14 protein-coding genes are annotated in these 13,594 nt (G+C 70.7%); 13 read left to right on the top strand and 1 reads right to left on the bottom strand.

All coding sequences use genetic code 11. The features are described 5' to 3' along the window. From ACH4U7_RS52490 to ACH4U7_RS52430, 13 genes are all read left to right on the top strand, one after another. A partial coding sequence (locus tag ACH4U7_RS52490) for an alpha/beta fold hydrolase (RefSeq protein ID WP_398534838.1) occupies positions 1-887 on the top strand: 887 nt, incomplete at its 5' end. A 166-nt stretch (positions 888-1,053) separates the two neighbouring features. Continuing rightward, a complete protein-coding gene (locus tag ACH4U7_RS52485) occupies positions 1,054-2,337 on the top strand; it encodes a low temperature requirement protein A (protein WP_398534837.1) in 1,284 nt (427 codons plus the stop codon). Beyond that, entirely contained in the window at positions 2,285-2,482 is a 198-nt protein-coding gene (locus ACH4U7_RS52480) for a hypothetical protein (protein ID WP_398534836.1), read from the top strand. The genes ACH4U7_RS52485 and ACH4U7_RS52480 overlap by 53 nt, the downstream gene beginning before the upstream one ends. Beyond that, entirely contained in the window at positions 2,479-3,138 is a 660-nt protein-coding gene (locus ACH4U7_RS52475) for a response regulator (protein ID WP_398534835.1), read from the top strand. The genes ACH4U7_RS52480 and ACH4U7_RS52475 overlap by 4 nt, the downstream gene beginning before the upstream one ends. Positions 3,139-3,375: 237 nt before the next feature. Next, positions 3,376-4,209 (top strand): enoyl-CoA hydratase/isomerase family protein, encoded by an 834-nt coding sequence (locus tag ACH4U7_RS52470; protein ID WP_398534834.1) that lies wholly within the window; start codon positions 3,376-3,378, stop codon positions 4,207-4,209. 38 nt (positions 4,210-4,247) lie between these two features. Further along, positions 4,248-4,736: a nuclear transport factor 2 family protein gene (locus tag ACH4U7_RS52465; protein ID WP_398534833.1), complete on the top strand. Its 489-nt coding sequence runs from the start codon at positions 4,248-4,250 to the stop codon at positions 4,734-4,736. 303 nt (positions 4,737-5,039) lie between these two features. Beyond that, a complete protein-coding gene (locus ACH4U7_RS52460; protein ID WP_398534832.1) occupies positions 5,040-6,353 on the top strand; it encodes an MFS transporter in 1,314 nt (437 codons plus the stop codon). Further along, a complete protein-coding gene (locus ACH4U7_RS52455; RefSeq protein WP_398534831.1) occupies positions 6,350-6,613 on the top strand; it encodes a hypothetical protein in 264 nt (87 codons plus the stop codon). Before ACH4U7_RS52460 ends, ACH4U7_RS52455 begins: the two co-directional genes overlap by 4 nt. A gap of 96 nt (positions 6,614-6,709) precedes the next feature. Next, complete coding sequence (locus ACH4U7_RS52450; protein WP_398534830.1) at positions 6,710-7,408, top strand: SDR family oxidoreductase; 699 nt, start codon at positions 6,710-6,712, stop codon at positions 7,406-7,408. A gap of 108 nt (positions 7,409-7,516) precedes the next feature. After that, complete coding sequence (locus tag ACH4U7_RS52445; protein WP_398534829.1) at positions 7,517-8,158, top strand: (2Fe-2S)-binding protein; 642 nt, start codon at positions 7,517-7,519, stop codon at positions 8,156-8,158. 3 nt (positions 8,159-8,161) lie between these two features. Further along, positions 8,162-9,142 carry an FAD binding domain-containing protein gene (locus tag ACH4U7_RS52440; protein WP_398534828.1) on the top strand — a complete coding sequence of 327 codons (981 nt, stop codon included), beginning with the start codon at positions 8,162-8,164 and terminating at the stop codon, positions 9,140-9,142. Beyond that, positions 9,139-11,334, top strand: coding sequence for a xanthine dehydrogenase family protein molybdopterin-binding subunit (locus tag ACH4U7_RS52435; RefSeq protein ID WP_398534827.1), 2,196 nt, complete (start codon positions 9,139-9,141; stop codon positions 11,332-11,334). Before ACH4U7_RS52440 ends, ACH4U7_RS52435 begins: the two co-directional genes overlap by 4 nt. Positions 11,335-11,484: 150 nt before the next feature. After that, entirely contained in the window at positions 11,485-12,639 is a 1,155-nt protein-coding gene (locus tag ACH4U7_RS52430; RefSeq protein WP_398534826.1) for an XdhC family protein, read from the top strand. 118 nt (positions 12,640-12,757) lie between these two features. Here the strand turns inward: ACH4U7_RS52430 and ACH4U7_RS52425 are convergent, their stop codons facing one another. Continuing rightward, positions 12,758-13,510 carry an NADPH-dependent F420 reductase gene (locus tag ACH4U7_RS52425; protein ID WP_398534825.1) on the bottom strand — a complete coding sequence of 251 codons (753 nt, stop codon included), beginning with the start codon at positions 13,508-13,510 and terminating at the stop codon, positions 12,758-12,760. Positions 13,511-13,594: the final 84 nt, after the last annotated feature.

Genomic DNA, 13,594 nt, shown 5'->3' with positions numbered 1-13,594 from the left:
CACCAGACGACAGCGACAGGAAAGCGAAGCTCGCCATGAGCACATATCTGGCAGACGCGGCCGAGAACCTCACCGTCGAAGGTCCCTCCGCGACGTTCACCTATCGGCGCCTGGGCCCGCGCGGCGGTGTTCCGCTGGTTCTGCTGAACCGGGTCCGGGGAACCCTCGACTGGTGGGACCCGGAGCTGCTGGACCGCCTCGCAGCCGACCACGACGTGATCGTGTTCGACAACATCGGCACCGGCTACACCACCGGCACCGCGCCCGACTCCGTCGAGGGACTCGCCGACGGAGCCGTCGAGTTCATCGAGGCCCTCGGCCTCACGCAGGTCGACCTGCTCGGCTGGACGCTGGGCGGTACCGTCGCCCAGCACATCACCCGCACCCGGCCCAGCCTGGTCCGGAAGCTGGTCGTGGCGGCCGCCGGCCCCGGCGGCACGGTGCCCGGCGCGCCCGACCCGAACCCGAAGGTGCGGGCCACCATGACCAAGCCCGAGGTCACCGAGGACGACCTGGTGTTCCTGTTCTTCCCGGAGACGGACACCGGCCGCGCCGCCGGGTACGCGCACCTCGCCAGGGTGGCCACCCGGCTGGCCACCGGACTTCCCGGTGTGTCCCAGGCTGCGGGGCAGGGCCAGATGGCCGCGATCGGAAAGGACGCGGCGATCCCCTTCGACCAGGTACGGGCGGACCTGGAGTCCATCCAGCAGCCCGTCCTGTACGCGACCGGCATGCAGGACGTGATGATCCCCGCCCTGGCCGCCTATACCGCCGTCCAGCACCTCCCCAACGCCACGCTCGTCGCCTACAGCGACGCCGGCCACGCCTTCCTCTTCCAGCACGCCAAAGCCTTCGCCGCTCAGGTGAGGGCCTTCCTCGCCGACTGACCACTGGCACGAAGACCGACAACACGGAAGTCGCAGCGCCTCCCCGTTCATCGGCAAGGCCAAGGTCCGCATCCCTGGACGATGCGTCCGTGCGCGGGTTGGCTGGTTTGACCGCCGGGAGCTGCCAGGACATCGCCATGAAACCGTGAAACCGAGGAGATCCATCGTGGAGTCGACCAGCGATCCGGCGCGCCGGGAGGTCACGCCGCTGGAGTTGTTCTTCGACCTGGTCTACGTCTTCGCCATCGGGCAACTGTCGCATCAGCTGCTGGCGCACCCGACGTGGACCGGCGCGGCCCAGACGCTCGTGCTCTACCTCGCGGTCTACGCGGCATGGGCGTACACCACCTGGGCGGTCACCCTCGTCCCGGCCGAGGACCCGAGGACCCGGCGGATGCTGCTGGCGGTCATGCTCGCCGGGCTGTTCATGAACGCCGCGATCCCACGTGCCTTCGGCGAGGCCGGGTGGGTCTTCGTCGCCACGTTCCTGCTGGTTCACATCGGGCGGACGGTATGGCTGCTCAGGGTCGGCCTCGATGAGGTCAACCAGGAGCATTTCGTTCGCGTACTGGTCTGGTTCGTCATGGCCGCACCCCTGTGGCTGACCGGCGCGGCGGTCAGCGGTGGCGCGCGGCTGATGTGGTGGGCCGCGGCCACTCTGGTCGAGTTGGCGGGCACCTGGACGGCGCATCCCTTGCCGGGGCGCAGGCTGGAGTCCCGGCAGGTCGGCTTCGCCGGCGGGCATTTGCTGGAACGCGGGCGCCTATTCGTGATCATCGCGTTGGGTGAGACGGTCATGACCACCGGCACCGCGCTCACCGCGGCGCCGTACGAGCCGATGACCCTGCTCACCGCGGGGGTGGCGCTCACCGGCACGATCGCGTTGTTCTGGCTGTTCTTCAGCCGCTCCGAGCGCGTCGTGCGCCACTACGAGCGGACCGAGGACCCGATGCGGGCCGGGCGCAGCGGCGTCATCAGCCTCATGGTCTCCGTCGCCGGGCTGATCGCCGTCGCCGTGGCCGATGAACGCGTCATCGCGCACCCCGTGGAGCACGCCGGCATCACCACGAGCTTGTTGCTGTTCGGCGGGCCGGCCCTTTTCGTCGCCACGCAGACCTGGCATGGGGCAACCCTGTTCGCCGACCTGCACTGGTCACGGCTGGTCGCGCTGTCCGCCCTGGTCGTCGGAGGCGTGCTCACGCCGGCGGCCCCGGCATATCTGGCGGCGGTCATCGCCACCGCGATCGTCGTCGCACTGGCAGCTTTCGAGGAACGCCGACCGACCGGCGATGCGCAGGCGAAGCCGATCGACACCCTCAGGCCGCCCGCACAACTGACCCGAGCACCTGCCCCCGGCACCCGCGGCCGGTCTCATCCCACTCCACCAGGAGGATTCCATGGGCCTGTCCACCAGCACCCCTCTCGCCACCGGAACCGACCGGGGCTTTGACCGGACACGCGCTGTCGAGCCGTTCGGCCTGGACGCCTCCGTCCACGCCGGCACCCGCAACCCCGACCGTCCGCATCCGGTGTCCGGGCATGAGCTGACCGGCGTGCGGGAGCGGGTGACCGTGTCAGGGGGCGGGGCGCCATGACCGAGGCCGGCGTACTGATCTGTGACGCCCAGGAGCTGATGCGGGCCGGCCTGCGCGGAGTGGTCGACAGCCAGGCGGACCTCAAGGTCGTCGGCGAGGCCGGGGACGGCGAGGCGGCTGTGGCACAGGCACTCACGCTGCGCCCGGACCTCGTCGTCATGGGGGTGCGGATGCGGTGTCTGGACGGCATCTCGGCGACCGCGCAGGTGCGCGCCGAACTGCCCGGGACACATGTATTGGTGCTCAGCGCCTGTGACCGCGACGAGTACGCGTACGCGGCGCTGCGTGCCGGAGCCAGTGGCTTCCTCGTCAAGGACGCCTCGGCCGCCGAGATGCTCGTCGCTGTCCGCGGCGTGCTGCGCGGCGACACGATGATCGCCCCGTCCGTGGCGCGGCGGCTCATCGACCGGTACGTCACGGGCGCCGTCGCCCCACTCGCCGACGCCCGCCTCGACACGCTGACCGACCGTGAGCGGGAGGTGCTGTGCCTGGTCGGCCGCGGACTGAACAACGTGGAGATCGCCGAGAAGCTGTTCCTCGGCGAGACCACGGTCAAGACCCACGTAGCCCGTATCCTCACCAAACTGCACATCCGTGACCGCATACAGGCCGTCGTCCTGGCCCACGAGAGCGGACTGGTTCGTCCTGGCGGATGACCCCGTCGGGCGCTCGGGAGGACGCCCGACGACACAGCCGATACCTAGGTTCGGGGCATGTCGATCATGCGGGAGTTCCTTCGGTGCCCCCGACTCACCGGCGCGGTCGCTCCCAGTTCCCCCTCCCTCGCCCAGGCCATGACCTCCGGCTCGGTCTGGACCGCGCCGGCCGTGCCTACCTCTCGCCACACGCGAAGTAATTCTCAGTACTCCAGCACTTCAGCACAGGAGCACTCCATGACGAAGCACAGTATGTTCAGCATCGAGACCGTGGCGCCGAAGATCCGCAAGGTCACCTTCTCGAATCCGCCGGTGAACGTCGTCGGCGCGGACACCGTCACTCAACTGGTCGCCGTCGTCGATGAGCTGAGCCGGGACGAGCAGGTCCAGGTCGTCGTTTTCGACAGCGGTACACCCGGATACTTCTTCAACCACGCCGATCTCGGCCAGGTGCCCGAACTCCTGGCGCTGAACAGTGCCGACGGGACACCGACCTGGGTCGACCTGGTCACGAGCCTGACCAGCGCCCCGTTCATCAGCATCGCTTCCATCCGCGGGCGGACCAGGGGTGGCGGGGACGAGATCACCCTGGCCTTCGACCTGCGCTACGCCAGCCGCGAGGAGGCGTTCTTCTGCCAGCCCGAGGTCGCGATCGGCATCGTCCCCGGCGGTGGTGGCAGCGACCGTCTGGCCCGGCTGCTGGGGCGGGACCGGGCGCTCGAAGCGATTCTCACCAGCCAGGACTTCGACGCCGACACGGCCGAGCGATACGGGTGGGTGACCCGGGCCGTCGCCGACGCCGAACTCGACGACCTCGTGAGCGGCGTGGCAGCGCGCATCGCCTCGTTCGACAAGCAGTCGGTCCTGGCCGCCAAGGCACAGATCAACCGGTCGACCCTGCCGCCGGTGGCCGATCTGCGCGCGTCCTGGGCCGAGTTCGCGGAATCGGTCGGCTGGCCGGGATTCCAGGCGCGCGTGCCGCAGCTCGGAAAGGCCATTGCCGAGCTCGGTCTTGAGGAGATCGAGCGCAACCTGGGCCACTACGCCGGCCTCATCAACGAACAGGCGTAAGCGCCGTCCACTCGCGACGACGCCCGCTTCGCGTCGCCTTGCTGCGTACGGAGAGCGGCGGGAAGCACGTCGATCACCCCCCACCAGAACCGAATTGGAAAGGCATCGACATCATGGCTGACACGCAGAAGGCCCAGCCGCACGAGGCGGCGCAGGCTGGAATCACGGAGTGGCGACGCATCGTCGCGGAGCTGGACTGGGACCGGCTCCCCGAGCTGCTCGCGGAGAACGTCGCCTACCGCTCCCCTGCGGATTTCGAGCCGTACCAGGGGAAAGACACGATGGTGGCGATCCTGCGCGTCGTGTTCGGCATCATGGAGGATTTCACCTACCTGCGGCACTTCAGCAGCGGAACCGGCTACGTCCTGGAATTCAGCACCCGCATCGGCGACGCACGCCTGGTCGGCGCCGACTTCGTCGAGTTCGATGAGGACGGCAAGATCACCGACTTCATGGTGATGATGCGCCCCGCCGGCGCGGTGCAGATCCTGGCATCGGAGGCGGCCAAGCGAATGGCGGCCGGCTGAATGCGACACGGGGTGGCTCGGCCGCGCGGGCGGTGAACGATCAGCACGGCTGAACTCCCGCCGGTCGGACCGCCGGCGGCTGCGGACGCGAACGCTGCCGACGGGGCCGCGGGCGCCTGCTCGGTCTGTGCCGGGTGGCGCCCGACGCTGACCGCCGAGCCTGACCTCGACGTGCCCGGGGCCGCCACCCCGTACCAGCCGTGGTGCCGCACGGCAGCACCCGGCGACCGCCGCCGCGGTCCTTCCGGCGATGCGTCCCGGAACTGATTCCCCCACATCCTTGTGAACGAGGAAGGAACCTCCATGGCCACGGACCGCGTCCGCAGCGGGCGTCCGGTCGGCGCCTCCGCGTCGGCATCGCGCCGACCGCCGATCGGCAGAGGCGGCCGCAGGGCCGGAACAAGCCCGGGAACGGCCGCACGGCGCAGGGAAACGCTGACGCTGGTGGCGATGTGCCTGGGCGTGCTGATGACGTTCCTGCTCGTCACCGCCACGATCTCGGCGCTGTCGGCGATCCGGGACGATCTGCATGTCAGCCCGAGCGCGCTGATCTGGATCCCGAGTGCGTACACGCTGGTCGTGGCCAGCCTGGTGATGTCGGCCGGCACGCTGGGCAACCTGTGGGGCCGTAAGCGGATGTTCTGCGTCGGCGTGGTCGTCATGATCGGCGGAGGTCTGCTGGCCGCGTCCGCCGGCACCACCGCCATGGTGATCGCCGCACAGCTGGTCTCGGGCGTCGGCGGTGCGCTGATCCTGCCCAACAGCCTGGCGATCCTGGGCGCGACCTTCACCGATCCGCACCGGCGGACCGAGGTGATCACCGTGTGGGCGGCGTCGTCGGGTATCGGTCTGGCCGTCGGGCCGCTGCTCGCCGGCGTCCTGCTCGGCCACTTCGGCTGGCAGGAGGTGTTCGTGCCGAACGCCGTCCTGGGAGTGATCACGCTGCTGGTCGCGGTCCCGTTCGCCACGGAGTCCCTGGCGCCCGGCGGACGCCTCGACATCCCCGGCGCACTGCTGGGCACCGTCACGATCGCGAGTCTCGTCTACGCGCTCATCCAGGGCGGCCAGGACGGATACACCGCCGCCCCCGTCATCACCGCCTGCATCGTGGCCGCGGCCGGCGCGGTGGCGTTCGTCGCCGTCGAGCTGCGGGTCGCGGCGCCGATGCTCAGCCGGGTGTGGCCGCTGTTCGTCCTGTTCGGAGCCGCCTGCGGCCTGGTCGTCGCGCCCAGTACGGCCGCCGCGCTGGTCAGTGTGGCTCCCGAGCGGACGGGCATGGCCTCCGGCGCCGTCAACACCGCCCGGCAGGTCGGCGCGGTCATGGGCACCGCGCTGCTCGGCTCGCTGTTCACCAGCCGCGTCGCCGCGGACCTGCCGCACCAGCTCGCCGCACACGGCGTCCCCGCCGCCGCCCGGGCACCCGTCGAGGCGGCCGTCGCCTCCGGGAGCACCGGAACCCAGCCGCTGCCCAGCGGAGGGCGCGAGGCGATCGAGGGCGCCTTCACCTCCGGCATACACGCCGGCCTGGCCGTCACCGCCGCCGTGCCGGCCCTGGCCGCCGTACACAACCGCCCCCACCGGAACGGAACGCACATGCCCGCCCCCACGACGTCATGAGCACGGAACCCGCGCCCCAGCACCGGGCGTACACCTGGCACGATCCCCGTCCGACCGTCGTCGGTACCGGCCGGATCCGCTGCGAGGGCACGGCTGTGCACGTCGGCCGCCGTACCGCCTACGCCACCGCCACGATCGCGGGCCCCGGCGGCAGGCTGCTCGCCCACGCCACGACCAGCCGCCAGATCTTCCAGGCCGACGCCCAGCGGCCGTCACGCACCGGTCACCACGCCGCCCACGGCACCGGCTCGACCTGCTGATCCAGGGATCGGCACAGAACACCGGCCCGGCCCGCCGATTCGAGCAGCACCCGTTTCCCGAATTCGCCGTACGTACGAACGCAGCAGGAGCTTTCCATGGACCTCTCCACCAGCACCGTCCTCGTCACCGGAGCCAACCGCGGCCTGGGCCGCGCCCTCGCCACCGAACTGCTGAGGCGCGGCGCCACCGTTTACGCCGGTGCCCGCAACCCCGACAAGGTCGACCTGCCGGGTGCCAAGCCGATCGCCCTCGACATCACCGACCCGGACTCGGTCGCGGCCGCGGCCAAGGCCACAGGTGACGTGACAGTGCTGATCAACAACGCCGGCATAGGCACCGGCACCGACCTCCTCACCGGCGACCTGGACACGGCCCGCCTGGAGATGGACACCCACTACTTCGGCACCCTCTCGGTGGTCCGCGGCTTCGTGCCCCAGATCAGGGCCAACGGCGGCGGCACCATCCTGAACGTCCTGTCCGTCCTGTCCTGGTTCAGCTTCCCGCAGTCCGGCGCCTACTGCGCCGCCAAGTCCGCGGAGTGGTCGCTCACCAACGCGCTGCGCGTGCAACTCGCCGACCAGGGCATCCGGGTGGCCGGACTGCACGTCGGCCCCATGGACACCGACATGATCCGCGAGGTCGACGGGCCCAAGACCGACCCGGACGACGTCGCCCGACTCGCCGTCGACGGCATCGCCGAGGGCGCCTACGAGATTCTCGCGGACGACATCAGCCGCCAGGTGCAGGCCGGACTGGCCGGAGGCGTCGCCGCGCTCTACCCGGAACTGCCCTGACGGCCCATCACCCAGTACTCCGCGCCCAGCCCGTGTGTGCCGGTGCTCGACATCTCACGCCCAGCACCGACCTTCCACCGAAACCGTCGCCGAACAAAGCGAGTGGGCATGTCCACCGAACTACCCGAGTCATACGGCTCTTTCTCCGAAGAGCCCGCGCCGGCGCCGACGCGCCGCACGTTCATCGCCACGACGACCGCCGTCGGCGGTGCCGTCGTGGCAAGCGGCCTGGTCGGGGGAGCCCCTCCGTTCGGCGCCGAGGAGGCGGCCGCCGCCGAGGCACCACCGAGCGGCCGTGTGTCGCTGACCGTCAACGGCGAGCGGCACACCGCCGTGATCGACAACCGGACCTCGCTGCTGGACCTGCTGCGCGAGCATCTCGGGCTGACCGGCACGAAGAAGGGCTGCAACGCCGGCGCGTGCGGGGCCTGCACGGTCCACGTCGACGGCCGGCGCGTCAACGCGTGCCTGACGCTGGCAGTACGCCTGGAGGATGCCGAGGTCACCACCATCGAGGGCCTGGCCGACGGCGACGAACTGCACCCGTTGCAGCGCGCGTTCGTCGAGCAGGACGCCTTCCAGTGCGGGTTCTGCACGCCGGGGCAGATCATGTCCGGCGTCGGCTGCATCGAGGAGGGCCACACCGGCTCGCACGAGGAGATCCGCGAGTGGATGAGCGGCAACATCTGCCGCTGCGGCTGCTACGTGAAGATCGTGCGCGCGGTCGAGCAGACCGCAGGGGGGAAGTGAGCCATGTATCCCTTCTCCTTCACCAAGGTCTCCGACACCCGGGGCGCTCTCGCGGCGGCCCGGCGCGGCGGCCGGTACATAGCGGGCGGCACCACCCTGGTCGACCTGATGCGCGAGACCGTCGAACGCCCCGAGACGCTGGTAGACATCAGCGCGCTGCCGCTTGCCGACGTCACGGTCACCGAAGGCGGGGGACTGCGCATCGGCGCCCTGGTGCGGATGGCGGAGGCCGCCGCCCACCCCAAGGTCCGCACCCTGTATCCGGTCGTCTCGCAGGCGCTGGAACTGAGCGCGTCGGCGCAGTTGCGCAACATGGCGACCATCGGCGGCAACATCATGCAGCGCACCCGGTGCACGTACTTCCGGGATGTGACCGCCGCCTGCAACAAGCGCGAGCCGGGCTCGGGTTGCGCCGCGTTGGAGGGCTTCAACCGCACCCACGCCATCCTCGGCACGTCGAAGTCCTGCGTGGCCACGCACCCCTCCGACGTCGCCGTGGCGTTCGCCGCGCTGGAGGCGAGGGTGCACCTGCTGGGCCCTGAGGGGCGACGCAGCCTCGCCTTCGCCGACTTCCTCCTCAAGCCCGACGACACCCCGAACCGTGAACAGGCCCTTGGCAAGGGTGAGTTGATCACAGCCGTGGAGATCCCGGCCCTGCCGCGCCCGCTCAAGTCGGGCTACCTGAAAGTGCGGGACCGGCAGTCCTACGAGTTCGCCCTCACCTCCGCGGCCGTCGCCCTGCACATCCGCGGCGGGGTGATCCGCGAGGCGAAGGTCGCCGCCGGCGGCGTGGGCACCGTGCCGTGGAAGCTGCCCGCCGTCGAAAGAGCCCTCGTCGGACGGCGCCCCTCGGACCGGCTGTGGGCCGAGGCGGCCGAGCACGCCGCAGACGGCGCCCGCCCGCTGGAGCACAACCGCTTCAAGATCAATCTGCTCGAACGCACCGTCGAACGCCAGCTGCGCACCGTAGGAGGCACCGCATGAGCTCCCAGCCGCAGGCAGCCGTCGGCGCCCCGCTCTCCCGGGTGGACGGCCGACTGAAGGTCACCGGGCAGGCGCTGTACGCCGTCGATCACGCCATCGACGGAGCCGTACACGCGGTCGTCGTGGACAGCGGCATCGGTCTCGGCCGCATCACCGGCATCGACACCCGCGCCGCCCTCGCCCAGCCCGGCGTGCTGAACGTGATCAGCCACCTCAACGCTCCGAAGTTGCCCTACCAGCGCAATCCGCTCCCGACCTCCCCGTCGGGCGAGCGACTGCACGTCTTCCAGGACGACAGGGTCCGCTTCCACGGGCAGCCGGTCGCCGTCGTGGTGGCCACCACGCTGGAGGCCGCCCAGCACGCGGCGAGCCTGGTGCGGATGGCCTACGAAGCCGAGCAGCCCTCGACCGACATGGCCCACGCCAGGGCCGGTGAACCCCTGGCGTACGCACGGGGCGATGCGGACAAGGCGCTGGAGGCGGCGGCCGTACGCCTGGACATGGCCTATCGGCTCGCCCGCAACAACCACAACGCGATGGAACCGCACGCCACCGTCGCCCGCTGGGACGGCGACAAGCTCACCGTATGGGACAAGACGCAGTGGGTGTTCGGCACCCAGATTGAACTCGCTACGGTGTTCGGTATGCCGCCGGAGTCGGTGCGCGTCATCTCGCCGTTCGTCGGTGGCGGGTTCGGCAGCGGACTGCGGGCCTGGCCGCACGTCACCATCGCGGCCCTCGCCGCCCGCCAGACGAAGCGCCCGGTCAAACTGGCCCTGACCCGCAAGCAGCTGTTCTTCGGGACGGGTTTCCGGCCCACCTACGAGTACAAGGTGCGCCTGGGCAGCGACCGGCGCGGACGCCTGACCGCGATGACTCACGACATACGCGCCGAGACCTCGCGCTACGAGACGTTCCTGGAGTCGGTCATGATTCCGGGCCAGATGATGTACAGCACGCCGAACGTGAGCCAGGAGTACCGGACGGTGCCCCTGGACGTGCACACCCCGCTGTTCATGCGCGGCCCCGGCTACACCACCGCCTCCTACGCCATCGAGTCGGCGATGGACGAACTCGCCCACGAACTCGGCATCGACCCGATCGAGCTGCGGCTGCGCAACGAACCCGAGGAGGACGAGTCCAGCGGTCTGCCGTTCTCCACCCGCAAGCTGCGCGAGTGCTACACGGTCGGAGCCCGCGAGTTCGGCTGGCACCGGCGCGATCCCAAGCCCCGTTCCACCCGGGACGGCGACTGGCTGATCGGCACCGGAATGGCGGCCGGCGTCTACGACACTTCCCGCAACGACGCCCAGGCGTCGGTCAGGCTGGACGCCGACGGCACCGCGCTGGTCCAGTCCGCGGCCAGTGACATGGGTCCGGGAACGTACACCTCCAATACGCAGCTCGCCGCGGACGCCCTCGGCCTGCCGATGGGCAAGGTGACGTTCCGCCTGGGCGACTCCCGCATGCCGCCCGCTCCGCCGCACGGCGGCTCCTGGACCATGGCCAGCGTCGGATCGGCCGTCCAGGACGGCTGCGACAAGCTGCGGAAGCAAGCCGTCAAGCTCGCCGTCGAGGACGCCGGATCGCCGCTGCACGGCGTCGACCCGGACACCGTCGTGGTCCGCGCCGGCCGCCTGCACATGAAGGACCACCCCGCACGCGGCGAGACCTATCAGCAGCTCCTGACCCGCAACAACCTCACCCACCTCGACGCGATGGGATCCTTCACCCGGCCCACGGGACCGGAACGGCACTCCCTGTTCGCCTACGGCGCGGTTTTCGCCGAGGTCGCCGTCGACGCCCGCCTCGGGCTCGTACGGGTACGGCGGATGCTCGGCGTTTACGACGCGGGCCGCATCATCAGCCCCAAGCTCGCCGACAGCCAGGCCCTGGGCGGCATGGTCGGCGGCATCGGCCAGGCCCTGCTGGAGCACACGGTCATCGACCACCGCGACGGCCGCATCGTCAACGCCGGCCTCGCCGACTACCTCGTCCCCGTCAACGCCGACATCCCCGACCTCAAGGCGATCTACCTCGACGGCGACGACCGCGAGGCCGACCCCATCGGCGTCAAGGGCCTCGGCGAGATCGTGCAGGTCGGTGTGGCACCCGCCCTCGCCAACGCGGTTTTCCACGCCACCGGCCGCCGTATCCGCGAGCTGCCCATCACCGCAGAGGCCCTGCTCTGAACACTCGGGCACCCCTCCGACCATCCGACGGCAGGTGAGCGGCCTGCCGCCGGATACCAGGGCCGTCGCCGTGTCACGTCCTTCCCCGGGACGCCACGGCGACGGCCCGCCCCATCGTCGTCCCATGCCGTCCCACCCGGAGACTCGTCCATGCTGAACATCGCGGACACACTGCACGCGTGGTGCCGCGAGGCCCGCCCCTTCGCCCTCGCCACCATCGTCCAGGTCAGCGGCAGCGCACCCCTGCCACCCGGCACGTCACTCGCCGTCAACGCCGACGGCGAGGCGGCCGGCAGCCTCTCCGGAGGCTGCGTGGAAGGAGCCGTCTACGAACTGTGCACGCAGGTGCTGGAGGACCACGGTCCCCCGGCACGCGCCAGGTTCGGCTACTCCGCCGACGACGCCTTCGCCGTCGGCCTGACCTGCGGCGGCGAGATCGACGTCCTGGTCCAACGCGTCGATCCGACAGACCGGCCCCACTTGACGGCCGCGCTGGACGAGATCGCACACGGCCGCCCCGCGGCCGTGGCCCAGGTCGTCGACGGCCCCGAGGACCTTCTCGGCCGCACCCTCAGCCTCCTTGGCGACGACGGTGCGTACGAGGGCACCCTCCGCGGTGAGAACGAGGATCGGGCGGTCGTGGCGCGGACCCGTGCACAACTCCGGGCCGGACGCACCGCCGTGATCGATGTCGGCGGGGACCCCGACACCTGCCCCGAGAGGCTCTCAATCCTCGTCCACGTACACGCCGCTCCGCCCCGCATGCTGATCTTCGGCGCCGTCGACTTCGCAGCCGCCCTCAGCCAGGCCGGGAGCTTCCTGGGCTACCGCGTCACCGTCTGCGACGCCCGCCCGGTATTCGCCACCGCCGCCCGCTTCCCGTACGCCGATGAAGTCGTCGTCGACTGGCCCCACCGCTACCTCGCCGCCACCGATGTCGACGCCCGCACCGCCGTCTGCGTCCTCACCCACGACGCCAAGTTCGACATCCCCCTGCTCGCCCTGGCGCTGAGTCTCCCCGTCGCATATATCGGCGCGATGGGCTCCCGCCGGACCCACGAGGACCGCGACCGGCGACTGCGCGAGACAGGCGTCACCACGGCCCAGCTCACCCGCCTCAACTCCCCGATCGGCCTCGACCTCGGCGCCCACACCCCCGAGGAAACAGCCATCTCCATCACCGCGGAGATCATCGCCCGCACACATCAGGCCACCGGTCTCCCCCTGTCCCAGGGCATCGGGCCCATCCACCGGCCCGACCCGACGGGTCCGGTCCCCGCCCGGGCCGCTCGAACCGCTGCGTGACGAGCTGTCCGCGTCCGCCGGACGAAGGACAGCCGGGATCACTGACGACCGGTGGCGAGACGGCCCTGGCCAACTTGGGCGGAGTCCGGCAGTGCTCAGGTCCGCCCCCCGGTTCGGCTCAGTCCTGGGTGAAGCTGGGCAGGATGCCGCCCGCAGTGCCGCGGATCGCGGCAGCGGCCAGTTCCCTCACCCGGTCGGCGGGCACGGAGGGCCCCGGGGTCTCCAAGTACCAGCGCATCGCCTCTTCGAGGCTCATTCCCTCGGGCTGCGGCGGCGCGTACGGGTGGCCGTAGAGCGGGGTGTTGGGCGCGCTGCGCCAGCTGTCGGCGAGGGAGCCGATGTCCACCGCGTCGTAGCCGAGGACGTCCAGCAATTGCGCCACCTGCTGCTTGGCGGCTTCGTCGTCGCCGGCGATGGGCAGGGCGCTGCGGTCGGCCGCACCGGCGGGGCGGGCGCTGGTGGTGAGGCGGCCGAAGTCGATGTTGTTGAACGCCTTGACCACATGGGAGTCGGCCAGGTGGCGCTGGACCAGCTCGCTGCTGGTCAGCTCGTTGGAGTCCAGCTCGGCGATGTGGCCGTCACGCTCCGGGTAGTAGTTCAGCGTGTCGATCACGGTCTTGCCGGCCAGCTGGGCCGCGGGGAGCTGGGTGTAGGCACTCAGCGGGATGGTCGCCACCACAAGATCGCCGGCCTGCGCCGCTTCGGCGGGAGTGGCCGCGCGGGCTCGGTCGCCGAGCTCGGCGACCAGGTCGGTGAGTGTTTCGGGGCCGCGAGAGTTGCTCAGGACGACGTTCAGGTCGGCGGCGACGGCGAGGCGGGCCAGTGTGCTGCCGATCATGCCGGTGCCGATGAGTCCGAGGGTCTTGGTCACGATGTCATGTCTCCAGTTCGGTGGGCCGGCGGGTGCAGGGATGGTCTGTCATCCGCTCGGGGACGGGCGGTGAGGGGGTGTTCT

It is taken from the genome of Streptomyces sp. NPDC020845 (assembly GCF_044334165.1).
Classification (GTDB): Bacteria; Actinomycetota; Actinomycetes; order Streptomycetales; family Streptomycetaceae; genus Streptomyces.
The sequence above is the reverse complement of the archived record's forward strand: the minus strand, read 5'-3'. Positions and strand labels throughout refer to the sequence as shown.